Raw genomic sequence first — 23,289 nt, 5'->3', positions numbered from 1 at the left:
GGTCCGACGCGGACGCGATCCCGCCCGCGGTCAGCTGCAGCCGCTGGTGGAGCCGCAGCCCTCGCAGATGTAGCAGGAGCCGGCGCGCTGCATCTTCGTCCCGCAGGAGAAGCAGAGCGGGGCGTCGGCGCTCACGCCGAGCTGCATCTCGACCAGTTCGGCGTTGGTGTGCGCCTGCTTCGGGGCGGGCACCTGCACCTGCACGGGCGCGGGGGCGGCCGCGATCGGGGCCGACTGGGCCAGGCTCTCGGTGTCCAGCTCCTCTTCGATCGGCTCGTACGAACCGGTGTCGAGGTGGCGCTGCCGCTCCTCGGCGGTGTGGATGCCGAGCGCGGACCGGGTCTCGAAGGGCAGGAAGTCGAGCGCCAGGCGGCGGAAGATGTAGTCGACGATCGACTGCGCCATCCGCACGTCCGGGTCGTCCGTCATGCCGGCCGGCTCGAAGCGCATGTTGGTGAACTTCGAGACGTACGTCTCCAGCGGGACCCCGTACTGCAGGCCGACCGAGACGGCGATGGAGAAGGCGTCCATCATGCCCGCGAGGGTCGAGCCCTGCTTGGACATCTTCAGGAAGACCTCGCCCAGACCGTCGTCCGGGTAGGAGTTCGCGGTCATGTAGCCCTCGGCGCCGCCGACCGTGAAGGAGGTGGTGATGCCCGGGCGGCCCTTGGGGAGGCGCTTGCGGACCGGGCGGTACTCGACGACCTTCTCGACCGCGGTACGGATGGTCTCCTCCGCCTTGGCGGTGACCTCGGCCTTCTCGTCCTCCTTCTTCTTCGCGGAGAGCGGCTGGCCGACCTTGCAGTTGTCGCGGTAGATCGCGAGCGCCTTGACGCCGAGCTTCCAGGCCTCGAAGTAGATCTCCTCGACCTCCTCGACGGTCGCCGACTCCGGCATGTTGACCGTCTTGGAGATGGCGCCGGAGATCCACGGCTGGATGGCGGCCATCATGCGGACGTGGCCCATCGGGGAGATGGAGCGCTCGCCCATGGCGCAGTCGAAGACCTCGTAGTGCTCGGCCTTCAGCCCGGGGGCGTCGATCACGTTGCCGTGCTCGGCGATGTGGGCGACGATCGCCTCGACCTGCTCCTCCTGGTAGCCCAGGCGGCGCAGGGCCTGCGGGACGGTGCCGTTGACGATCTGCATCGAGCCGCCGCCGACGAGCTTCTTGAACTTGACCAGGGCCAGGTCCGGCTCGACACCGGTGGTGTCACAGGACATCGCGAGGCCGATGGTGCCGGTCGGCGCCAGCACGGAGGCCTGCGCGTTGCGGAAGCCGTTCTTCGCGCCGAGGCGCAGGACGTCCTGCCAGGCCTCGGTGGCCGCGGCCCAGATCGGGGTGTCGAGGTCGTCACCGCGCGCCGCCAGCGCGTTCGCGTCGGCGTGCTGCTTCATGACGCGCTGGTGCGGCTCGGCGTTGCGGGCGTAGCCGTCGTACGGGCCGACGACCGCGGCGAGCTCGGCGGAGCGCTTGTACGCGGTGCCGGTCATCAGCGAGGTGATCGAGGCGGCGAGCGTGCGGCCGCCGTTCGAGTCGTACGCGTGGCCGGTCGCCATCAGCAGGGCGCCGAGGTTGGCGTAGCCGATGCCGAGCTGGCGGAAGGCGCGGGTGTTCTCGCCGATCTTCTGGGTGGGGAAGTCCGCGAAGCAGATGGAGATGTCCATCGCGGTGATGACGAGCTCGACGACCTTGGCGAAGCGCTCGGAGTCGAAGGACTGGTTGCCCTTGCCGTCGTCCTTGAGGAACTTCATGAGGTTGAGCGAGGCGAGGTTGCAGGACGTGTTGTCCAGGTGCATGTACTCGCTGCACGGGTTCGACGCGGTGATGCGGCCGGACTCGGGGCAGGTGTGCCAGTGGTTGATCACACCGTCGTACTGGATGCCCGGGTCGGCGCAGGCCCACGCGGCCTCGGCCATCTTGCGGAAGAGCGCCTTGGCGTCGACCTTCTCGATGACCTCGCCGGTCATGCGGGCGCGCAGGCCGAACTCGGTGCCGTTCTCGACGGCCGTCATGAACTCGTCGTTCACGCGGACGGAGTTGTTGGCGTTCTGGTACTGGACGGACGTGATGTCGTCCCCGCCCAGGTCCATGTCGAAGCCCGCGTCGCGCAGGGCGCGGATCTTCTCCTCTTCCTTCACCTTGGTCTCGATGAAGTCCTCGACGTCCGGGTGGTCCACGTCGAGGACGACCATCTTGGCCGCGCGGCGGGTGGCGCCGCCCGACTTGATCGTTCCTGCGGACGCGTCGGCGCCGCGCATGAAGGAGACCGGGCCGGAGGCGTTGCCGCCGGAGGAGAGGAGCTCCTTGGAGGAGCGGATGCGGGAGAGGTTCAGGCCGGCGCCGGAGCCGCCCTTGAAGATCATGCCCTCTTCCTTGTACCAGTCGAGGATCGACTCCATGGAGTCGTCGACGGCCAGGATGAAGCAGGCGGAGACCTGCTGGGGCTGGGGGGTGCCGACGTTGAACCAGACCGGCGAGTTGAAGCTGAAGATCTGGTGGAGCAGGGCGTAGGTCAGCTCGTGCTCGAAGATCTCGGCGTCCGCGGGGGAGGCGAAGTAGCCGTGGTCCTCGCCGGCCTTCGTGTAGGTCTTCACGATCCGGTCGATCAGCTGCTTCAGACCGGTCTCGCGCTGCGGGGTGCCGACCGCGCCGCGGAAGTACTTGCTGGTGACGATGTTGACCGCGTTCACCGACCAGAAGTCGGGGAACTCGACGCCGCGCTGCTCGAAGTTCACCGAGCCGTCGCGCCAGTTGGTCATGACGACGTCACGGCGCTCCCAGACCACCTCGTCGTACGGGTGCACGCCGGGGGTGGTGTGGATGCGCTCGATGCGCAGGCCCTTGCCCGCAGCCTTGGACCCCTTGGCGCGGGAACCACGTGCCGGACCGCTCGCCGTCTCTGTCATGCCGTCCTCCCATATACGGGCAAAAACGCCCTGATGTGCCCGCGAATTCCGTGGCACGGTGTGTGTCTGATCTGGCTTGTGACCCGCGGGGCAGAGCCCTGCGGGCAGGTCTGTCTTCCCGGCTTCCCGCCGGGTGGTGGGGGGCTCCTCCTGCCCGGCCGCGCTGCGGCCGGCCGGATCAGTCGGAGGCGGGCGCGGGCACGGGGACCTGGGCGGTCGCGCCGGGCTCGCACCCGTCGAGGGCGGGCCGCTGCTCACGAAGCTCCGTGATCGCGGCCTCGAAGTCTTCGAGGGTGTCGAACGCCTTGTAGACGGACGCGAAGCGCAGGTACGCGACGAGGTCGAGCTCCTGCAGCGGACCGAGTATGGCCAGGCCCACGTCGTGGGTGGTGAGCTCGGCGCTTCCGGTGGACCGCACCGCCTCCTCGACCCGCTGGCCGAGCTTGGCGAGGGCGTCCTCGGTGACCGGCCGGCCCTGGCAGGCCTTGCGCACGCCGGAGATGACCTTGGTGCGGCTGAAGGGCTCGGTCACTCCGCTTCGCTTGATCACCATCAGCGACGCGGTCTCCACCGTGGTGAAACGGCGGGAGCAGTCCGGGCACTGGCGGCGTCTGCGGATCGACGTGCCGTCGTCCGTCGTACGGCTGTCGACGACGCGGCTGTCGGGGTGCCTGCAGAAGGGGCAGTGCATGGCTCCGGACCCTCCCTCATGGCACGACTGACTTGCTTCGGAACCATCCCGGCAGTTCACTGCCAGGGCTCTCGAAGCAGCCACCAGCATATGCGATGTCGTGGGTCCCGGCAGACCGGGGAACACAACTTCTGGGTAGCCGCGGCCATCCAACCACTAGATCTTGGGTTGGAGTGGATTGACACACCCCAGCGTGTCGCGCGGCGTACTGGCCGGATACAGGGGGTCCTCCTGCCAGGCTGGGACCCGTCCGCGCCGGACCGGAAGCCCGCCGGGAGCCCGTCGGACGCCTGCGCGGCACCCCGGGCCGGAGCCGTGTCCGCCCGCCGCGATCCGCGCGGGAAGGGTACCGTAAGTAATGGTTCCGGCACCGAACCTGCGTTCGGACCGGCGGCCTCGGCGGCCGCCATACACCTCACACCGTGATCACGGTCGGTGAAATCCGCTTTTTCACTCGAACGTGTGTTTGGCGCAACCTTTCGAAAGCTACTACCGTTGTCCAGCCAGGGAGAACAAGTCGAGAGGGGCCGACGTGACCACCACCGCAGACAGTGCCACCATCACTGCCCAGAACCGCTCCCAGGGCCGACTCGAGCCGGTACACGCCATGAGCGAGGCACCCATGATCCCGGAGGCCGAGGGCGTACGGCCCGCACGCTCCCTGCCCGGGCGCCCGCCCGGCATCCGCGCGGACAGTTCGGGGCTCACGGACCGGCAGCGGCGGGTGATCGAGGTCATCCGGGACTCCGTGCAGCGGCGTGGCTACCCACCGTCCATGCGCGAGATCGGCCAGGCCGTGGGCCTGTCCAGCACCTCCTCGGTGGCCCACCAGCTGATGGCCCTGGAGCGCAAGGGATTCCTGCGGCGCGACCCGCACCGCCCCCGTGCGTACGAGGTGCGCGGCTCGGACCAGCCCAGCTCGCAGCCCACCGACACCACCGGCAAGCCGGCCGCCTCGTACGTGCCGCTGGTCGGCCGGATCGCCGCCGGCGGGCCGATCCTGGCGGAGGAGTCCGTCGAGGACGTGTTCCCGCTGCCCCGCCAGCTGGTCGGTGACGGAGAGCTCTTCGTGCTGAAGGTCGTCGGCGACTCCATGATCGAAGCAGCCATCTGCGACGGCGACTGGGTCACGGTCCGCCGCCAGCCGGTCGCAGAGAACGGCGACATCGTGGCCGCGATGCTCGACGGCGAGGCCACCGTGAAGCGCTTCAAGCGCGAGGACGGCCACGTCTGGCTCCTCCCGCACAACGCCGCCTACCAGCCGATCCCCGGCGACGAGGCGACCATCCTCGGCAAGGTCGTGGCCGTGCTGCGACGGGTCTGAGCCCCGTCACCCAAGACCGGACCCCGGGACCCACTGCGCCGGTCCCGGGGTCCTGCTCTGTCCGTATCCCCTGAGGTCGTACTGCCTGGGTCCGCACTCCCCAGGCCTGCCGCGTCGGCCGCCTGCCCGGGTCGGCCCTAGCGGCCGTCCGCCTTCGCCGCGGTGTCGATCGCGGCGAGGGACTTCCGGACCTGGTTCCGGTCCGTCGTGTACCAGAAGTCGGGCAGGGAGGACCGCAGGAAGCCGCCGTAGCGGGCCGTGGCCAGCCGCGGGTCCAGCACCGCGACCACACCCCGGTCCCCCGCGGCCCGGACCAGCCGGCCCGCCCCCTGGGCCATCAGCAGTGCCGCGTGGGTGGCCGCCACGGCCATGAAACCGTTGCCCCCGGCCTCCTCCACCGCCTTCTGCCGGGCGCTCATCAGCGGATCGTCCGGACGCGGGAACGGGATCCGGTCCATGACCACCAGCTGGCAGCTGGGCCCCGGCACGTCCACGCCCTGCCACAGCGAGAGCGTGCCGAAGAGGCAGGTCTTCGGGTCGGCGGCGAAGGCCTTGATCAGTTCTCCGAGCGTCTCCTCCCCCTGCAGCAGGATGGGAGCGTCCAGCCTGCTGCGGAGCTCCTCGGCGGCAGCCTTGGCCCCGCGCATCGAAGAGAACAGGCCGAGGGTCCGGCCGCCGGCCGCCTCGATCAGCTCCGCGAGCTCGTCCAGCATGTCCCCGCGCGAACCCTCCCGGCCGGGCGTGGCCAGGTGCTTCGCGACGTAGAGGATGCCCTGCTTCGGATAGTCGAACGGGGAGCCCACGTCCAGGCCCCGCCACACCGGCAGGTCCTCCCCCGTCACGCCCTCCGGGGCCAGGCCCAGGGAGGCGCCCACCCCGTTGAAGTCCCCGCCGAGCTTGAGGGTGGCCGAGGTCAGCACCACGGAACGCTCGGAGAAGAGCTTCTCTCGCAGCAGGCCGGACACGGACATGGGGGCGACGCGCAGGGTGGCTCCGAAGCGGTCGTGCCGCTCGTACCAGACCACGTCGTACTCGGACCCCTGGGTGATCCGCTCCGCGACGGCGTGGATGCTCTCGACGGAGGCGAGGGCCTGCTTGCGCACGGCGTCCTCGTCCTGGACGGACTTGTCCCGGGTCGCGCCCAGGGCCGAGATCACGTTCCGCGCGGCGTCGCGCAGGGCGAGCAGGGCGTAGCCGAGGTCCTCGGGGATCACCTCGAGCCGGCCGGGGAGGGCCAGCTCCATCAGCCGCTCGAACCCCTCGGCGGCGGTCTGGAGCTCGTCGGCGGTCTTCTCGTTGACGAGCTTCGCCGCTCGCTTCACCGCACGGTTGACCTGCCCGGGAGTGAGCTCGCCGGTGGCCACGCCGGTGACCCGGGACACCAGCTCGTGCGCCTCGTCGACGATCAGCACCTCGTGCTGCGGGAGCACGGGCGCCCCCTCGATCGCGTCGATGGCGAGCAGGGCGTGGTTGGTGACCACGACATCGGCCAGTTTCGCCCGCTCGCGGGCGGCCTCGGCGAAGCACTCGGCCCCGTACGGGCACTTCGTCGCGCCCAGGCACTCCCGCGAGGAGACGGAGACCTGGGCCCAGGCACGGTCGGACACGCCCGGGGTGAGGTCGTCGCGGTCGCCCGTCTCGGTCTCGTCGGCCCAGTCCCGCATGCGCAGCAGGTCCTTGCCGAGCTTGCTGGTCGGGGCGGCGGCCTCGAACTGGTCGAAGAGTCCCTCCTCCTCGTCCTGGGGCGCTCCCTCGTGCAGCCGGTGCAGGCACAGGTAGTTCGACCTGCCCTTGAGCATGGCGAACTGCGGGCGGCGGCGCAGCTGCGGGTGCAGCGCCTCCACCGTGCGGGGCAGATCGCGCTCGACCAGCTGCCGCTGGAGGGCGAGCGTGGCGGTGGCCACGACCACCCGCTCGCCGTGCGCCAGGGCCGGCACCAGGTAGCCGAGGGACTTACCGGTGCCGGTGCCGGCCTGGATGAGGCGGTGGGAGTTGTCGTCGATGGCTTCGGCGACCGCTTCGGCCATGGCCACCTGGCCGGGCCGCTCCGTACCGCCGACGGCGGAGACGGCGGCGTGCAGCAGGTCGGGGAGGGAGGGCTTCGTCATAGCACCGTCAACCCTACGCGGCCCCGCTGACAACGACTCACGGCCGGTGCAGGGGGTTGGGTACGGTTCCGGCCACGACGGCGTGCGGGCGCTCGGGCCGGTCGCGGTAACCATCCGTGTACAGCCGGTTCCGGTTCAGGCACAGGCGGCCGATCCGGGGGGCGAGCAGGTCGAAGAGCTCGAAGCGCTCCTTGAGCTCGGGGAAGCGGGCCTGGTAGCGGAGGATCTCCTCGCGGACGAGGGACCAGAAGGCGTGCTCGGGGAACCCGAGGCGGTCCTCGCAGATCGCGGAGAGGTAGCGGAAGACCCCCACGAACAGGCCGGAGTGGATGAACTGCGGCAGGAAGCCTGCGGGCTCGGTCAGCAGCACCTCCCGGACCTCGTCGGGCATCGCCGCCCGTTCGGGCAGGGGCTCCTCGCTGACGTTGACGTCGTCGACGAAGTCCTTGACCGCCAGCCGGACCGGCACGTCGTGCTCGTCGAAGACGACGATGGCGTTCTCCCCGTGCGGGGAGAAGACCGTGCCGTAGCGGTAGAGGAAGTGGAGCAGCGGCGGCAGCAGGGCGGCGAAGAGCCGCTGCAGCCAGACCGCGGGGGCCAGGCCGGAGCGGGCGACCAGCTCCTCGGTGAAGGCCCGCCCCCGGGGATCGGTGTGGAGCAGCGAGGCGAGGGTCCGGGCCCGCTCCCCCGGGGCCAGCAGCCCGGTCAGCGGCTCGCGCCAGATCGCGCCGAGCAGCTCCTTGTACTGGTACGGGACCTCGGGCAGCTCCTCGTACACCGGGTGCGCGACGGTCACCGAGGCCACCTCCCCGAGGAGGATCACCCCGCATTCCTCGCGCAGGAAGGGGTCGGCGTCCCGGACGGAGTGCACCCAGGCGGTGACGGCGGGGGCGGCGCGGGCCAGCCGGGTGGGCAGGCCGCGCCAGACGAGCGTGTTGAAGACGGACAGCGGCAGCTTGACGCTGTGCCGCTCGGGCCGGGAGAGGTTCAGGAAGGTGCGGATCGACTGCTGCGGGAGGCGTACGTCGGGATCGGCGGGCAGCGGCACCAGCGCGTCGGAGGCCAGGGAGGACGCGAAGAGGGGCAGGACCACCTCGTCCCACTGCCAGGGGTGCACGGGGAGGTAGAGGTAGGCGGTCGGGTCGAGGCCCCGTTCGCGCAGGGTGCGGTCGAAGGCGGCGCGGGTGACGGGGTCCAGCTCGCGGGCGTACAGGCGGCCGGCCTCCTCCAGCCCGGCCGTGCCGCGGTAGCCGGCGATGGAGGTGTGGGCGGCGAGCCAGGGCAGCCGGCGCGGGCTGCGGGCCTCGGGGGCCCAGGCGGCGGCGTCGGCGCCGGAGAAGCCGAGCCGGCCCTTGTTGAGGACCAGCCAGGGGTGGCCCGTCTGGTGGCCTTCCAGTGCGGCGTAGTCCAGGTCGGCGAGCACGTCCGCGGTGAGGGCGGTGTGGTCGAGGCGGGCGTCGGCGCTGAGGGTGGCGCCGAGCTCGCGGACGAGGTGGCCGAGGGTGGCCCCGTCGAGGCCGAGCATCCGCCGGGCCAGGACGACGAACCGGAAGGGGTCGGTGAAGGCGGCGGAAGCGGCCGAGGCGTCCCCGGCCGGGGTGTGGGTGAGGGTGCCGGGGTCCACCTGCCAGCTGTCGTACGAGCGGCGGCGGGCCCGGAAGCCGAGGACGGACCCGTCGTCGAGGGGCAGGGTCCAGGCGTCGGTGCCGGAGGGGTCGGCCCGGGGCTGCAGGATGTCCTCGTAGGCGAACTCGCCGATCATCTTGGCGAGGAGGCGGCGGCCGGCGGACTGCCAGGCGGGGCCGTTCAGTTCGGGCGGGGTCTGCGGGGCGGGCGGCTCGGCGGGCACGGCGGAGTCGGGGCTGGCTGGAAAATTCGGCACGGGACTCCTCGGGTGGGAACTCGGCTGCGGAGAGCGGCGTTGAGCAGGTACGGAGAGCGTCAGAGAAGGGTGCGCAGGGCCCGCTCACGGATCATCAGGGCAGCGCGCTTCTCGGGGAGGTCGATCTCCGCCGACAAGCGGAAACCAGAGCTCAGGAAGGCTGATACGGAGGGGGTGTTGCGGATGTCCGGTTCGGCGACGACGCGCGTGCAGCGGGGACGGTTGTCGAGCACGAGGTCGGCCACGGCACGGAGCAGCAGTGTTCCGAGGCCGCGTCCGCGGTCCGTGGAGCCTCCGATCAGCAGGTGGATACCCGTGTCGTGGGGGCGCGCCGGGTAGTGCCGGGAGAGCGGGTCGAGGTCGGCCCGGTAGATCTCCCAATAGCTCATCGGCGTGCCGTCGAGGACTCCCAGGCAGGGGATGCTCCGGCCGTCTCCTTCGAGCTGCTCCCGCAGGTGCGCCTCGGTCACGGCGGCCGGTCCGGAGAGCTCCCAGAAGGCTGCCACGGCGGGGTCGTTCATCCAACCGGTGAGGAGTTCCAGGTCCCGGTCGATGCGGACGGGGGCGAGCTGGAAGACGCCTGCGGGGGTGGCGACCGCGTTCCATCCGGCCGGGGAGTCCAGCAGGTCGGCCTCGGCGAGGAAGGGCAGGCTCTCGGGGCTGCCCGGGCGCAGGGCTGCCGGGTCGGGTTCGGCCGCGAGGAGGGAGAGGAGCTCTCCCGGGAGCCGCAGGTCGAGGGTGTCCTCGCAGGAGTATCCGGTGTACGGGGCGCCGGTTTCGGGTCCCGCGTCGATGGGGGGCATGTGGGCTCTTCTCAACGTCAGTCGTGGAGGGGGTTGGTGAGCGTGGCGTAGACGGACTGGGTGTCGACGGGGCCGACGAGTTCGTCCAGGCCGTGGAGCCGGGTGAGGAGGTTCGCCTTGCAGCGCAGGGTGGGCGATTCGAGCAGCAGGGCGGGGAGGGGGCCGAGGCCGGAGACCTTGCCGAGGAAGCGGCGGAAGGCGGCGAGCAGCAGGCGTTCGTCCGCGAGGCGCTGGGAGCCGAAGGCGCCGATGAGGCCGAGGACGTTGTTGATGCCGAGGTAGTAGGCGAAGCGCTCGTCGGTGACGGTGTCGGAGACGAAGGTGTCGCTGGCGGAGCCGATGCCGGGGAGCCGGCGGTCGAGTTCCTCGCGGTGGGACTCGCGGAAGTAGTAGCCCTGGTTGTCGCGGTAGCGGCCGCCGGCGGGCCATCCGGCCCGGTCGAGGAGGACCAGGGTGTTCTGCTGGTGCGCTTCGAGGGCGATGCCGGCGAGGGCGTCGAGGGCGAGCACGGGCAGGACGACCTGGTCGAGGTAGCGCAGGAACCACTCGGTGGCCACGGCGGAGGCGGGGCGGCCGGTGGTGGCGACGAGGCGGGCGACGGTGTCGGCGAGCCGGGAGGTCACCGTGTCGCGTCCGGGCCACGGGCGCGGGGCGGTGAGGGCTGCGATGCACACGGCGTCGTCGGCGGGACCGAAGGGGTTGTGCCGGAGCAGGGCGTCGAGTCCGGGTACGGGCTCCCCGTCGCGGGTGTCGACGGCGACCCAGGCGGGGTCGCGGACGATGTCGAAGCCGGGGTGGGCGGCCTGCCACTGGTCGGCGAGGCCGGAGCGCAGCAGCCGGTGCACCTCGACCCCGCGGTGGAGCTCCTTGCGGAGGTTCTCGCGGCGGGAGTTGGTGATGGGGAGGCCGAGGGACAGCTTGAGCATGGCGGGGGCGCCGGGGCGGTGCACGGTGCGGACGGAGGAGGTGGGGTGCCAGGGGTCCCCGTGGGGGCCGAGGTCGTGGAGCAGGCCGGCGTCGAGCAGGGCGGCTACGGCGGGGCGGTGCAGGAGGTCGCGGGCCTGCCAGGGGTGCAGCGGAAGGGGGGTGGTGCCCTCGGGAACGGCGAGTCCCGGGGCGAGCCGGGCGAGGAGCTGGGCGGCGGGGACGGTGCGGCCGCTCTCGGTCCAGGCGGAGTCGGTGGCGAGGACGGAGGGGTGGACGGCCGTCCAGTGGAGGGGGAAGGAGCCGTGCAACTCGGGTGAGTAGAGGCGGGCTTCGGCCTCGGAGAGTCCCTCGCGGCTCTTCGGGGTGGGGTGCAGGGGGTGACCGAGCAGAAGGGACTGTTCAGCGGTGAGGAAGGGATCCGAGCCGGCCGGGTCGTCGGGGTGGCGGCGCCGGTCGGCGATGAACACGGCGGTGCGGCGGACCGAGTCGGCGACCCTGCCGACCAGGTCGGCGCCGCCCCGGGCACCGCCTTCGCGGACGAGGAGCCCGGCGAGGGTGACGGCGTCGAGCGCCGGGGCTTCGGGCGGGGCGCATTCGAGGCGGGGCGGGGCGAATCGGTGCCACCCGGCGGCGGACCAGTAGCGGACCGGGGTGAGGAGCGCGGTTCCGGAGGCAGCGAGCGGGATGCGCAGCGTCGTGCTCTCGGGGCGGGGCAGGTCGTTCTCGCGGACCCAGCAGCGGAGCAGGTTCTCGACGGCGGCCGCTTCGGCGGCGATCGCCGGGTCCCGGTGGTCGAGGAGGTCGGGCAGTTCCTCGGCGGTGCCCGGGGCGGCAGCGGGGGCCGGCGGGCGGAGGCGGGGGATGCCGTCCTTCTGGCGGGGGACGGTCGCCGGGGGCGCGGCGTCGGGCTGGGCCTGCGGGGTCTGGGAGTGGCCTTCGGCGGGGGGCGGTTCGGGTGCGGGGCTGGAGTTCACGGGGGCTTCCTCGAGGAGTGTCCGGTTCAGTGCACGGTGTGGTCGCCGGGTCGCGCGTGGTGCCGGAGGCGCTCGGCGGCGGCGATGGCATCGGCCAGCCGGTCGAGCACGGCCGCGGCCTGTTCGTCGGTGATGGTCAGCGGGGGCAGCAGCCGGACCACGCTGGAGTGCCGTCCGCCGAGCTCGACGATGAGCCCTCGCCGCAGGCATTCCTCCTGCACGAGGGCGGCCAGCACCGGATCGGCGGGCGCCGGCCTGCGGGCACCGGCCGCCGGGGGCTGGGGTGCTGCGGCTGCCGCGGGCGCGGACGGGCCCAGGGCCCCGGTCCTGGGCCCGGTCCTGTCCCCGGTCCCATCGCCCACCCCGACGCCGATCCCGGCCCCGGATCCAGGTCCGCGTCCGGCGCCGGCTGTCCCCGACGGTCCGGGCATGGCCAGGGCCTCGGGTGCTGCCGGCGGGGGCGCCGCTGACGTGGCCGACTGAAGCTCCCACGCGTGCTCCAGCCCGGGCCCCGACCCCGGCACCGAGCCGAGCCCCGACCCCGGCACGTCCCCTGATCCGGCGGACCTCGGGGAGGGGGTGTGCGGGAGGGGTGGGGCTCCCTCCGGGGTGACCAGCTCCAGGCCGATCATCAGGCCGCGGCCTCGGACGTCGCCGAGGCACGGGTGCGCGGCGGCGAGGGTGCGGAGGGAGGAGAGCATGCGGGCGCCGAGGGCGCCGGCGCGGTCGGCGAGGCCGTTGCTGCGCACGTAGGCCAGGGTGGCGGTGCCGGCGGCCATGGCGAGCTGGTTGCCGCGGAAGGTGCCGGCGTGGGCGCCGGGCTGCCAGGTGTCCAGGTCCTCGTGGTAGACGACGACCGCGAGCGGCAGGCTGCCGCCGATGGCCTTGGACAGGACCATCACGTCGGGGACCACACCGGCGTGGTCGACCCCCCAGAAGGCTCCGGTGCGGCCCACGCCCGTCTGGACCTCGTCGGCGATGAGGGGGATGCCGCGTTCGCGGGTGAGCGCGCGGATCCGGCGCAGCCAGGCGTCCGGGGCGGGATGCACCCCGCCCTCGCCCTGCACGGGTTCGATGATCATTCCGGCGGGGGTGGGCACCCCGCCCTTGGGGTCGTCGAGCAGGCTCTCCGTCCAGCGGGCGGCGAGTTCGGCGCCCTCGGCCCCGCCCACCCCGTACGGGCAGCGGTAGTCCTGCGGGTAGGGGAGCCGGGTGACGCGGACCTCCCCGGCCCCGCCAGAGGCGTCGAGGGCTCCGGCGGTCATGCCGTGGTAGGCGCCGGTGAAGGCCATCAGGCCGGAGCGGCCGGTGGCGGTGCGGACGAGTTTCAGGGCCGCTTCGACGGCGTCGGTGCCGGCCGGGCCGCAGAACTGCACCCGTCCGTGCTCGGCCAGCGACGCGGGGAGGGAGGCGAACAGCTCGGTGGTGAAGGCGTCCTTGACGGGGGTGGCCAGGTCGAGGACGTGCAACGGGGCGCCGGAATCGATGACTTTGCGGATCGCCTCCAGCACCACCGGGTGGTTGTGGCCGAGGGCCAGGGTGCCCGCCCCGGAGAGGCAGTCGAGATAGCGGCGGCCGTCGGCTCCTTCGATGGTCAGACCGCGGGCGCGCACCGGCACGATCGGGAGGGAGCGGGCGTAGGTGCGGGCCGACGACTCGCGCAGGGACTGGCGGCGCAGGATGGCCTCGGGTCCCCCGGCCCCGTCCGCCGCCGCGCCCACCCGTGTTGCTGCAGCTGCCTGTTCGGTCAAGCCCACTACTCTCGGTCCTCCCGCATGGATTGCTCATCGAACAAGGACGCTGCCCGCGCGTTCCCCCGTACGTACCAACGACGCGGGCGGCGGGGGATCACGGGTGGGTCCGAAGATCCTTGCGGGCGGGGAACCGCGCCCCCGCTCTGCACCGTCACCAACCTCAGCGGCATAGTGGGGGGTTGCACTCCACGCCTCGAAGCACCAGGGGGATACACGACATGCGACCGATCCGACCGGCCTCCGCCGCCCCGAGCGGGCGAAGCTCCCGTCGCGGTTCCCGGACTCTGGCGGCCACCGGCCTGTGTGCGGTCCTCGCGATGACCGCAGCGGCCTGCGGACCCGGCGGCGACGAGGCGGCCGGCGGGAAGCCGACCGCCGCGGCGAGCGATCCGGCCCCCGGCCCCGGCGGGATCAAGATCCCGGAGCAGCTGCGCGACAAGCTGCGCGAGCACGGCATCGACCTGGACAAGTGGAAGGGCGGGGCCTGGAAGAACTGGAAGAAGGACGACTGGCTGCGCGAGGCCGAGGACTTCATCAACCCGATCATCGAGGACCTGTGGGACCCGGACCGGATGCGCCGGGCGAAGAAGCCCGAGCAGCCGGTCGCCGACCCCGACCTGGGCAAGGACCAGGGCGTCACCGACCCCACCCCGGTGCCGGTGCGGGCCCGTCCTGTGGCCTCGCCGTACCACCAGAGCGTCCCCGAGGCCGGGAAGGTCTTCTTCGACGGCCCCGAGGGCTCGATGGTCTGCTCGGCGACCGTGGTCAAGGACCCGGCCCACCCGGGCAAGTCCAACATGGTCTGGACGGCGGGCCACTGCGTGCACGCGGGGCAGAAGGGCGGCTGGTACCGCAACATCGCCTTCGTGCCCTCGTACAACGACGCGGGCCGCTCCGCCTCCGACCTCAAGGAGGCGACCCGCGAGCAGGTCGCCCCGTACGGGGTCTGGTGGAGCGACTGGGCGCAGACCTCCGACCAGTGGATCGCCGAGGGTGGTCCGACCGGCGGGGCAGGTGCCCCGTACGACTTCGCGGTGCTGCACGTGACCCCGGAGAAGGAGAGCGGCAAGTCCCTGGAGGAGACCGTCGGCGCGGCGCTGCCGGTGGAGTTCCAGGCCCCGGCGGTGCCGAAGATCGCGCAGATCACGGCCACCGGCTACCCGGCGGCGGCGCCGTTCGACGGCCAGCGGGCGTTCCAGTGCGCGGACCGGCCGGGCCGGCTCTCGCTGGACGAGCAGGCTCCGGTGATGTACCGGATCGGCTGCACGATGACCGGCGGTTCCTCGGGCGGCGGCTGGGTGGCCACCGGGCGTGACGGCAAGCCGGCCCTGGTGTCGAACACCTCGATCGGCCCGGTCACGGCGGGCTGGCTCGCCGGGCCCCGGCTGGGCCCGGAGGCGAAGGCGGTCTTCGCCGGAGTGAGCGGCAAGTTCGCGGGCCGCTAGGTCGTGGACGCGACGAGGGCCCCGGTCCCCCTTCGGCAGGGGGCCGGGGCCCTCGTCGTGTGTGCTGCCGCCGGGTGTCCGGCGGCGGGGTCAGTGCTTCGCCGGCACGTACGGTGCCAGGTCCGCGGCCAGGTCCTCGTTGACCCGCGCCCTGAGCAGGGTGCCCTCCGGGGTGTGCTCCTCGGAGAGCATCTCGCCCTCGGCGTGCACCCGGGCGACCAGCCCGCCGTGCGTGTAGGGCACGAGCACCTCGACCTCGACCGAGGGCCGGGGCAGCTCGGCGTCGATGAGTGCGAGGAGCTCCTCCATGCCCATGCCGGTGCGGGCCGAGACGGCGATGGAGTGCCGCTCGATGCGCAGCAGGCGCTGGAGGACCAGCGGGTCCGCCGCATCGGCCTTGTTGATCACCACGATCTCGGGCACGTCCACGGCGCCGACCTCGCGGATGACCTCGCGGACCGCCGCCAGCTGCTCCTCCGGCGCCGGGTGCGCCCCGTCGACCACGTGGAGGATCAGGTCGGAGTCGCCGACCTCCTCCATGGTGGAGCGGAAGGCCTCGACGAGGTGGTGCGGCAGGTGCCGGACGAAGCCGACGGTGTCGGCCAGGGTGTAGACCCGGCCGGTCGGCGTCTCGGCCCGGCGTACGGTCGGGTCGAGGGTGGCGAACAGCGCGTTCTCCACCAGCACGCCCGCGCCGGTGAGGCGGTTGAGCAGCGAGGACTTGCCCGCGTTGGTGTAGCCGGCGATCGCGACGGACGGGATCTTGTTCCGCCGCCGTTCCTGCCGCTTGATGTCGCGGCCGGTCTTCATCTCCGCGATCTCCCGGCGCATCTTCGCCATCTTCTCGCGGATCCGTCGCCGGTCCGTTTCGATCTTGGTCTCACCGGGGCCTCGGGTGGCCATGCCGCCACCGCCGCCGCCACCCATCTGGCGGGACAGCGACTGACCCCAGCCGCGCAGCCGCGGCAGCATGTACTGCATCTGCGCGAGTGCGACCTGCGCCTTGCCCTCTCGGGACTTGGCGTGCTGGGCGAAGATGTCGAGGATCAGGGCGGTCCGGTCGACGACCTTGACCTTGACGACGTCTTCGAGGGCGATGAGCTGGCCGGGGCTGAGCTCGCCGTCGCAGACGACGGTGTCGGCACCGGTTTCGATGACGATGTCGCGCAGCTCGCGGGCCTTGCCCGAGCCGATGAAGGTGGCCGGGTCCGGCTTGTCGCGGCGCTGGATGACACCGTCGAGCACGAGGGCGCCCGCCGTCTCGGCGAGTGCGGCGAGCTCCGCGAGGGAGTTCTCCGCGTCGCTCACCGTGCCGGAGGTCCAGACACCGACGAGCACCACGCGCTCCAGTCGCAGCTGGCGGTACTCGACCTCGGTGACGTCTTCGAGCTCGGTGGAGAGGCCCGCCACGCGGCGCAGGGCCGCGCGCTCGGAGCGGTCGAACTGGTCGCCGTCCCGGTCTCCGTCGATCTCGTGGCTCCAGGCGACGTCCTCTTCCATCAGGGCATCGGCCCGAAGGCTCTCGGTGAAGCTCTGCGCGTCCCGCGCGTCCTGGGAAGGGGAAGAAGAGGAGGTCATTGGGTCCTTACGTCGTTGTGAATGCACTGCTGGGGGTGCAACGCGCGAGGGTCCGGGAAGATTCCCGGCCTCGGCGGCCCGTCGATAGTGACATGCCCGTTCGGAGCGCGTCACACCCTTTTCGCGCCGCCCGTCACCCCGTGCTCCTGGCGCTCCACTCGGGGTGTCCGGGCACGGCCGGGGTCTTCTCCCCGTACAGCCAGGCCTGGAAGAACGGCCCGAGGTCCCGCCCGGCGGTCTCCGAGGCGAGCCGTACGAAGTCGGCGGTGCCGGCCGTGCCGTCCTTGTGGCGGGCGACCCAGGCGCGCTCCAGCCGGTCGAAGGCCTCGGTGCCGATCGTCTGGCGCAGGGCGTACAGGACCAGGGCCGAGCCGTCGTACACGATGGGCCGGAACAGTCCGATCTTCTGCCCGGGTGCGGCGGCCTTGGGTGCGGCCGGGGGCCCGCCGGCGGCCCGCCACTGGTCGGAGCGCTGGTACGCCTCGCGCATGCGCCGCTCCAGGGGGTACTTCCCCAGCCCGTCGGCGTAGAGGGCCTCGTACCAGGTGGCGTGGCCCTCGTTGAGCCACAGGTCGGACCAGGTGCGGGGGGTGACGCTGTCGCCGAACCACTGGTGGGCGAGTTCGTGGACCATCACGGCCTCCACGTACCAGGAGGGGTAGCCGGGCTCGGTGAACAGGCCGCGTTCGAAGAGCGAGAGGGTCTGCGTCTCCAGCTCGAAGCCGGTACGGGCGCTCGCGATCAGCACTCCGTAGTTCTCGAACGGGTAGCGGCCGAGCCGCTCCTCCAGCCAGGCGATGTGGCCGGGGGTCTTGGCGAGCCAGGGTTCGAGCCGCCGTGCGTCGGCGGCGGGCACGACGTCGCGCACGGGCAGGCCGTGCGGCCCGGCCCGGTGCACGACGGCGGAGGTGCCGATGGAGACCTGGGCGAGCTCGGTGGCCATGGGGTGCAGGGTGCGGTACGTCCAGGTCCTCGTGGGCGCGGCCGGGGCGGGGGCACCCGGGAGCGGGAGGCTGCGGCGGACCGGCTCGGGCACCCCGTTGGCCACGGCGGTCAGGCCCTCGGGGGCGGTGACGCGGATGGTGAAGTACGCCTTGTCGGCGGGGTGGTCGTTGCACGGGAAGACCCGGTGGGCGGCGTCGGCCTGGTTGGCCATGGCGAGGCCGTCCGCGGTGGGGACCCAGCCCCCGTCGGAGCGGCCGCGCGGGTCGCTGGTGTGCCGGATGGTGATGTTCAGGGCGGCTCCGCGGGCGAGCGGGAACTGCGGGGTGAGGACGAGGTCCTCGCCGGCCGTCTCGAACCGCGCGGGCGCCCCGTTGACCTCGGCGGAGGACACGGTGCCGTGGGTGAAGTCGAGGTTGATCCGCTCCAGGGGCTCCAGGGTGACCGCCCGGAGGCTGGTGACGGCGTCGAGGGGCCGCGTGTTGCTCGCGTACGTGAAGGACAGGTCGTAGGCGAGGACGTCGTACCCGGGGTTGCCCAGTTCGGGGAAGAGCCGGTCGCCGATGCCGAGGGCCCGGGGCGGCGGGAGGACGGCGGCGACCAGGGTCAGCGAGGCGGCGGCGAGCAGGGCGGCCCGCAGGCGGCGCGAGGTGAGCTGCATGACACACCGCTACCAGCGCCCGCCCCGCGCCCGGGGGCGACGCGCGATGATCCCACCCGAACGGGAGACCCCGGCCGGACCGGCCCGCGCGGAACCGGCCCCCGGGCGGCCGCCCTACGCGCGGCCGACGTCGTAGACGCCGGGGACCTCGCGCATGGCGCGCATCAGGGCGGGCAGGCCGGTCGCGTCGGGCAGCTGGACGGTGTAGGTGTGGCGGACCCGCTGCTCGGTCGGGGGCTCGACGGTGGCGGAGACGATGGAGGCGCCCTCGCGGGACATGGCCTCGGTGAGGTCGGCGAGGAGATGGGGGCGGCCGAACGATTCAGCGACGAGGGTGACCATGCAGTCGGTGGTGGCCCGCCAGTGCACGGCCACGGGGGTGCGGCCGATCTCGCGCATCCGGTCGACGGCCGAGCACTGCACCCGGTGGACGGTGACGGCGCCCCCGCGTACGACGAACCCGGCGACGGTGTCGGGCGGTACGGGCGTACAGCAGCCGGCGAGGCGGACCGGGGCGTCGGGCAGGTCGGCGACCGCGTTGCCCCCGGCGGCGCGCATGGAGGTCATGGGCAGCGGGGCCCGGGGTGCGGCCTCGGGCACCCGCGGACCGTCGGGGTGGGCCCGGAGCCAGCCCGTGATGGCGATGCGGGCGGCGGGGGTGCGGGCGTGTTCGAGCCAGTCGGGGGAGGGTCCCGAGGAGGAGTCCTGGGCGATCAGCAGCTGCACGGTGTCCCCGTCGGCGAGCCGGGAGCCGAGGGCTGCGATCCGCCCGTTGACGCGGGCGCCGATGCAGCCGTGGGCGGCCTCGCCGTGCCGGGCGTAGGCGGCGTCCACGCAGGTGGCGCCCGCGGGGAGGCTGACGGGTGCGGGGTCCGCCGGGCCGTCGGTGAGGAAGACGGTGATCTCCCGGTCCTGGGCGAGTTCGGCCCGCAGGGAGCTCCAGAAGGTGTCCGGGTCGGGGGTGGACTGCTGCCAGTCGAGGAGGCGGGAGAGCCAGCCGGGGCGGGTGGGGTCGATCCGCTCCCCCGGGGCGCCGGGGTCGGCGGGCTCGGCGGGGGCGTAGGGGTTGCCGAGGGCGATGACTCCGGCCTCGGCGACGCGGTGCATCTGGTGGGTGCGGATGAGCACTTCGGCCACCGAGCCGTCGGGGGTGGCGAAGGCCGTGTGGAGCGACTGGTAGAGGTTGAACTTGGGGGCGGCGATGAAGTCCTTGAACTCCGAGACCACCGGGGTGAAGCACGTGTGGAGCTCGCCGAGGACCCCGTAGCAGTCGGCGTCCTCCGCGACGAGGACGAGCAGCCGGCCGAACTCCGGGCCGCGCAGCTCCCCGCGTTTGCGGGCGATGCGGTGGACGGAGACGAAGTGCCGGGGGCGGACCTGCACTTCGGCGGGGATCCCGGCCTCGCGCAGGACGGCCCGTACGGAGTCGGCGAGGGCGGGCAGGGGGTCGCCCTCGGCGGCGTGCGCGGCGATGAGGGCGCGGGTGCGCTCGTACTCCTCGGGGTGGAGGATCGCGAAGACGAGGTCTTCGAGCTCGGTCTTGAGGGCCTGGACCCCGAGCCGTTCGGCGAGCGGGATGAGGACGTCGCGGGTGACCTTGGCGATGCGGGCCTGTTTCTCGGGCCGCATGACGCCGAGGGTGCGCATGTTGTGCAGCCGGTCGGCGAGTTTGATGGACATGACGCGGACGTCGTTGCCGGTGGCGACGAGCATCTTGCGGAAGGTCTCGGGCTCGGCGGCGGCCCCGTAGTCGACCTTTTCGAGTTTGGTGACCCCGTCGACGATGTAGCAGACCTCGTCCCCGAACTCGGCGCGGACCTGATCGAGGGTCACCTCGGTGTCCTCGACGGTGTCGTGGAGCAGGGAGGCCGTCAGCGTGGTGGTCTCGGCGCCCAGTTGGGCGAGGATGAGGGTGACGGCGAGCGGGTGCGTGATGTACGGTTCGCCGCTCTTGCGCATCTGGCCGCGGTGCGAACTCTCGGCGAGCACGTACGCGCGGTGCAGTACGCCGAGGTCCGCGTCGGGATGGTGGGCCCGGTGCGCCTCGGCCACGTGGCCGATGGCGTCGGGGAGCCGGTCGCGGGCGGCCGGGCCGAGCAGGGCGGCCCGGCCGAGCCTGCGCAGGTCGAGCCTGGTCCGGCCGCGCCTGCGCGCGGTGGCTGCGGTCAGGCGGAACTCCGCGCCCGCATCGGGGTTCGTGGCCTCTGCACTCATGGGCACCTCCGGCATCAACCGGCGGTGGTGGGGCAGGGGGTGAGCCCTCAGGGCCGGTGTCTGATGTTACCGACCCCACCACGTGGCGCAGTCCGCCTCTCGCTCAGCGTGAAACGGATCACCCATTCGAGGGAAGCTCTACGCGAAAGCCGTTTCGGTCAGCCAGGCCGGGTCGATCTTGCCTTCGGCCACGATGACGGCGGGGCCGGTCATCTCGACGGAGCCGTCGGGCTGCTCGGTGATGACCAGCGTGCCGCCCAGCACGTCCACGGTGTAGGTGACGGCTTCGCCGGTCAGGGCCGGGTCGGCGCCGTCGCGGCGGGCGGTGGCGACGGCCACGGCGCAGGCCCCGGTGCCGCAGGAGCGGGTCTCGCCCGCGCCGCGCTCGTGCACGCGCATGGCCACGTGCCGCGGGCCGCGGTCCACCACGAACTCCACGTTCACACCGGTGGGGTAGGCCTCGGCAGGGCTGAACGGCGGTGCGGTGTACAGGGTTCCGGCCTCGTCGAGGTCGGCCACGAAGGCGACCGCGTGCGGGTTGCCCATGTTCACGTTGCGGGCCGGCCAGGTCCGCTCGCCGACCGAGACGCTGACCTCGCCCTCGGGGAGCACGGCCCGGCCCATGCCGATGGTGACGTCCCCGGTCTTGTCGAGGTGGACGTGCTTGACCCCGCCGCGGGTGGCGACGGACAGCTCGCCCGGCTCGATGTGCCCGGCGTGCTGGAGGTAGCGGGCGAAGACCCGGACGCCGTTGCCGCACATCTCGGCGACCGAGCCGTCGCCGTTGCGGTAGTCCATGAACCACTCGGCCTCGCCGGCCATGTGCGCGGCCTCGGGGTGCGCGGCGGAGCGGACCACGTGGATCAGCCCGTCGCCGCCGATGCCGGCCCGGCGGTCGCACAGCCGGGCGACGGCCGTCGCGGGCAGGTCGATCGCGTTGTCCGGGTCCGGAATGATCACGAAGTCGTTCTCGGTCCCGTGGCCCTTGAGGAAGGCGAGCTCTGTGGTCGTCACGCGACCATGGTACGGGGGCGGGCCCGCGCGGGGCCGGACGGGCCGGGGCCGTCCCAGGGGGCGAGACGACGGCGCCCGCGGCGGGGCGGTGCGATCGTGCGGATGCCGGGCGGACCGGGCGGCAGGCGCGGCCGTGCGGCGGCCGGGCGGCCGGGTCAGCGCAGGCGGGCCACGCGCCAGACGGCGAGGAAGGCCACGGTGAGGGCCACGGTCGCGTACAGGACGACGATCCGCCAGTCGGGGCGCTCGCCGGAGCCGCGGGCGGGCAGGCCCGGCCAGGAGTAGCCGACCCGGCGGGCGGCCATCATGCCCCAGCCGCCGGCGCAGCAGCTGATCAGCAGGCCGAGCATGGCGACGACGGCCCCGCCGTCGCCGAACTCGAAGGCGAGCGGGAAGGCGAACATGAGCGAGCCCGCGGCGGCGAGCATGACGATCGGGGCCAGCTGCCAGATCCGCAGGCGCCGCTGCGGGCGCAGCTCGACCTCGAACTCGGGGACGGGCTCCTCGTGCTCCGGGCCGTCCGGGCTCAGCCGGTCGGAGTCCGCGGGCAGGCCCAGCACGGCAGGAAGCACCGACTCCTGATCATGTCCGGAGTCGTCGCGCCCGGTGTTCCGAGGGCCGGCCTCCATCGCCACGTGCCCTCCCCACTAGGACTTCGTTCCGCCGAATTTGATGATGGCACGCCCGCGGACCCCCGACGGGCGTCCGGAGCGTCCCGATGCCATCACGTGATCAGGCTGTAACCGCTCGTTCGACCAACGACTGCGCGAGTCCGGGGAGTTCCCCCCGGTCGGCAGCGGCACCGCTGAGCCAGTGGACCCGGGGGTCGCGGCGGAACCAGGAGTCCTGGCGGCGGGCGAAGCGCTTGGTGGCGCGTACGGTCTCGGCCCGGGCCTCGTCCTCGGTGCACTCGCCGGCGAGGGCGGCGAGCACCTGCTGGTAGCCGAGCGCGCGGGAGGCGGTGATGCCCTCGCGCAGCCCCCGGGCCTCCAGGGCCCGCACCTCGTCGACGAGCCCGGCCTCCCACATGCGGTCCACGCGCAGGGCGATCCGCTCGTCGAGCTCGGGGCGGGCCACGTCCACGCCGATCTGCACGCAGTCGTAGACGGAGTCGGGGCCGGGGAGGTTGGCGGTGAAGGGGCGGCCGGTGATCTCGATGACCTCGAGGGCGCGGACGATCCGGCGGCCGTTGCTGGGCAGGATGGCGCGGCCGGCGTCCGGGTCGGCCGCCGCCAGGCGGGCGTGCAGGGCGCCGGGGCCGCGCAGGGTCAGCTCCTCCTCCAGGCGGGCGCGGACCTCGGGGTCGGTGCCGGGGAACTCCAGGGCGTCGATGGCGCCGCGCACGTAGAGGCCGGAGCCGCCGACCAGGACCGGGGTGCGGCCCTCGGCGAGCAGCCGGTCGATCTCGGCGCGGGCCAGCCGCTGGTACTCGGCGACGCTGGCGGTCTCGGTGACGTCCCAGATGTCGAGGAGGTGGTGCGGGATGCCGCCGCGCTCCTCCATCGTCAGCTTCGCGGTGCCGATGTCCATCCCGCGGTAGAGCTGCATGGAGTCGGCGTTGACGACCTCGCCCCCGAAATACCGGGCGAGGGCGACGCCCAGATCGGACTTTCCGGCCGCGGTGGGACCGACGACGGCGATGACCCGCGGAGCGGGGGCTGCACTTCTCACCGACCCAGTCTCGCAAACACCGGGCCCGGTACCCGAACGAGCTACGTGACGGGCCCGCGGCGGGGTCGTTGCCCTTGAGAGGTTCCGCCGGGCCACTGCCCTGTCGGCCGAGCACGGCGACGCGGAACTTTACCCGCACGAGTAACGTTATTGGAGTAGACATGGGCGTTTTTGCATGGTTTCGCCGGAAGGCCAAGGACACCGTCGTGGCGGGGTCCGAGGAGACCCCGGAGCCGGCTCCGGCCCTGACCCAGGAGCCGGAGGGAACCGGCGCCGAAGCGGCCGCCGCGGAGGGATCGGCCGCCACCGATGCGGTGGAGATCCCGAGGCAGCAGTCGGCCGAGGCGGCGGACAGCGAGGCCGGCGAGGGCGCCCGTACGTAGGTATCCGCCAA

Annotated in this window: 16 protein-coding genes; 3 read left to right on the top strand and 13 right to left on the bottom strand. The window is 72.8% G+C overall.

The window, feature by feature from the left end; genetic code table 11:
* Positions 1 to 30 precede the first annotated feature (30 nt).
* Together ACZ407_RS14490 and nrdR are read right to left on the bottom strand one after the other, a co-directional pair.
* Positions 31 to 2,907: a vitamin B12-dependent ribonucleotide reductase gene (locus tag ACZ407_RS14490; RefSeq protein ID WP_468128386.1), complete on the bottom strand. Its 2,877-nt coding sequence runs from the start codon at positions 2,905 to 2,907 to the stop codon at positions 31 to 33.
* A 178-nt stretch (positions 2,908 to 3,085) separates the two neighbouring features.
* Positions 3,086 to 3,598, bottom strand: a complete 513-nt coding sequence (gene nrdR, locus ACZ407_RS14485) for a transcriptional regulator NrdR (protein WP_468128385.1) — start codon at positions 3,596 to 3,598, stop codon at positions 3,086 to 3,088.
* A gap of 532 nt (positions 3,599 to 4,130) precedes the next feature.
* On the opposite strand from nrdR, the gene lexA reads away from it, so the two are divergent.
* Positions 4,131 to 4,922, top strand: a complete 792-nt coding sequence (lexA, locus tag ACZ407_RS14480; RefSeq protein WP_468128384.1) for a transcriptional repressor LexA — start codon at positions 4,131 to 4,133, stop codon at positions 4,920 to 4,922.
* A gap of 137 nt (positions 4,923 to 5,059) precedes the next feature.
* Here lexA and ACZ407_RS14475 read toward each other — a convergent pair whose 3' ends face one another.
* From ACZ407_RS14475 to ACZ407_RS14455, 5 genes are read right to left on the bottom strand one after another with little or no spacing between them, the layout of a single operon-like run.
* Positions 5,060 to 7,030 carry an ATP-dependent DNA helicase gene (locus ACZ407_RS14475; RefSeq protein WP_468128383.1) on the bottom strand — a complete coding sequence of 657 codons (1,971 nt, stop codon included), beginning with the start codon at positions 7,028 to 7,030 and terminating at the stop codon, positions 5,060 to 5,062.
* A gap of 37 nt (positions 7,031 to 7,067) precedes the next feature.
* The gene (locus ACZ407_RS14470) at positions 7,068 to 8,912 is read right to left on the bottom strand and encodes an IucA/IucC family protein (protein ID WP_468128382.1); all 1,845 of its coding nucleotides are present in this window, start codon (positions 8,910 to 8,912) and stop codon (positions 7,068 to 7,070) included.
* A 59-nt stretch (positions 8,913 to 8,971) separates the two neighbouring features.
* Complete coding sequence (locus ACZ407_RS14465; RefSeq protein WP_468128381.1) at positions 8,972 to 9,715, bottom strand: GNAT family N-acetyltransferase; 744 nt, start codon at positions 9,713 to 9,715, stop codon at positions 8,972 to 8,974.
* A 17-nt stretch (positions 9,716 to 9,732) separates the two neighbouring features.
* Complete coding sequence (locus ACZ407_RS14460; RefSeq protein WP_468128380.1) at positions 9,733 to 11,616, bottom strand: IucA/IucC family protein; 1,884 nt, start codon at positions 11,614 to 11,616, stop codon at positions 9,733 to 9,735.
* 26 nt (positions 11,617 to 11,642) lie between these two features.
* Positions 11,643 to 13,337, bottom strand: coding sequence for a diaminobutyrate--2-oxoglutarate transaminase family protein (locus tag ACZ407_RS14455; RefSeq protein ID WP_468128529.1), 1,695 nt, complete (start codon positions 13,335 to 13,337; stop codon positions 11,643 to 11,645).
* A gap of 251 nt (positions 13,338 to 13,588) precedes the next feature.
* Between ACZ407_RS14455 and ACZ407_RS14450 the strand changes: the two genes are divergently transcribed.
* A complete protein-coding gene (locus ACZ407_RS14450; protein ID WP_468128379.1) occupies positions 13,589 to 14,815 on the top strand; it encodes a trypsin-like serine peptidase in 1,227 nt (408 codons plus the stop codon).
* Between the two features lie 90 nt (positions 14,816 to 14,905).
* Here the strand turns inward: ACZ407_RS14450 and hflX are convergent, their stop codons facing one another.
* The 6 genes from hflX to miaA form a co-directional block, all read right to left on the bottom strand.
* The gene (gene hflX / locus ACZ407_RS14445; RefSeq protein ID WP_468128378.1) at positions 14,906 to 16,393 is read right to left on the bottom strand and encodes a GTPase HflX; all 1,488 of its coding nucleotides are present in this window, start codon (positions 16,391 to 16,393) and stop codon (positions 14,906 to 14,908) included.
* A 133-nt stretch (positions 16,394 to 16,526) separates the two neighbouring features.
* A complete protein-coding gene (locus ACZ407_RS14440) occupies positions 16,527 to 17,996 on the bottom strand; it encodes a M1 family metallopeptidase (RefSeq protein WP_468128377.1) in 1,470 nt (489 codons plus the stop codon).
* 114 nt (positions 17,997 to 18,110) lie between these two features.
* Positions 18,111 to 20,210: a RelA/SpoT family protein gene (locus ACZ407_RS14435; RefSeq protein WP_468128376.1), complete on the bottom strand. Its 2,100-nt coding sequence runs from the start codon at positions 20,208 to 20,210 to the stop codon at positions 18,111 to 18,113.
* Between the two features lie 138 nt (positions 20,211 to 20,348).
* Positions 20,349 to 21,224 (bottom strand): diaminopimelate epimerase, encoded by an 876-nt coding sequence (gene dapF, locus ACZ407_RS14430; protein WP_468128375.1) that lies wholly within the window; start codon positions 21,222 to 21,224, stop codon positions 20,349 to 20,351.
* Positions 21,225 to 21,379: 155 nt separating this feature from the next.
* On the bottom strand, positions 21,380 to 21,853 hold the full coding sequence (locus ACZ407_RS14425) for a hypothetical protein (protein WP_468128528.1): 474 nt from the start codon (positions 21,851 to 21,853) through the stop codon (positions 21,380 to 21,382).
* 103 nt (positions 21,854 to 21,956) lie between these two features.
* Complete coding sequence (gene miaA / locus ACZ407_RS14420; RefSeq protein ID WP_468128374.1) at positions 21,957 to 22,895, bottom strand: tRNA (adenosine(37)-N6)-dimethylallyltransferase MiaA; 939 nt, start codon at positions 22,893 to 22,895, stop codon at positions 21,957 to 21,959.
* Between the two features lie 161 nt (positions 22,896 to 23,056).
* Between miaA and ACZ407_RS14415 the strand changes: the two genes are divergently transcribed.
* The gene (locus tag ACZ407_RS14415) at positions 23,057 to 23,278 is read left to right on the top strand and encodes a hypothetical protein (protein ID WP_468128373.1); all 222 of its coding nucleotides are present in this window, start codon (positions 23,057 to 23,059) and stop codon (positions 23,276 to 23,278) included.
* Positions 23,279 to 23,289 lie beyond the last annotated feature (11 nt).

It is taken from the genome of Streptomyces sp. NPDC030809, from assembly GCF_055572195.1.
The sequence above is the reverse complement of the archived record's forward strand: the minus strand, read 5'-3'. Positions and strand labels throughout refer to the sequence as shown.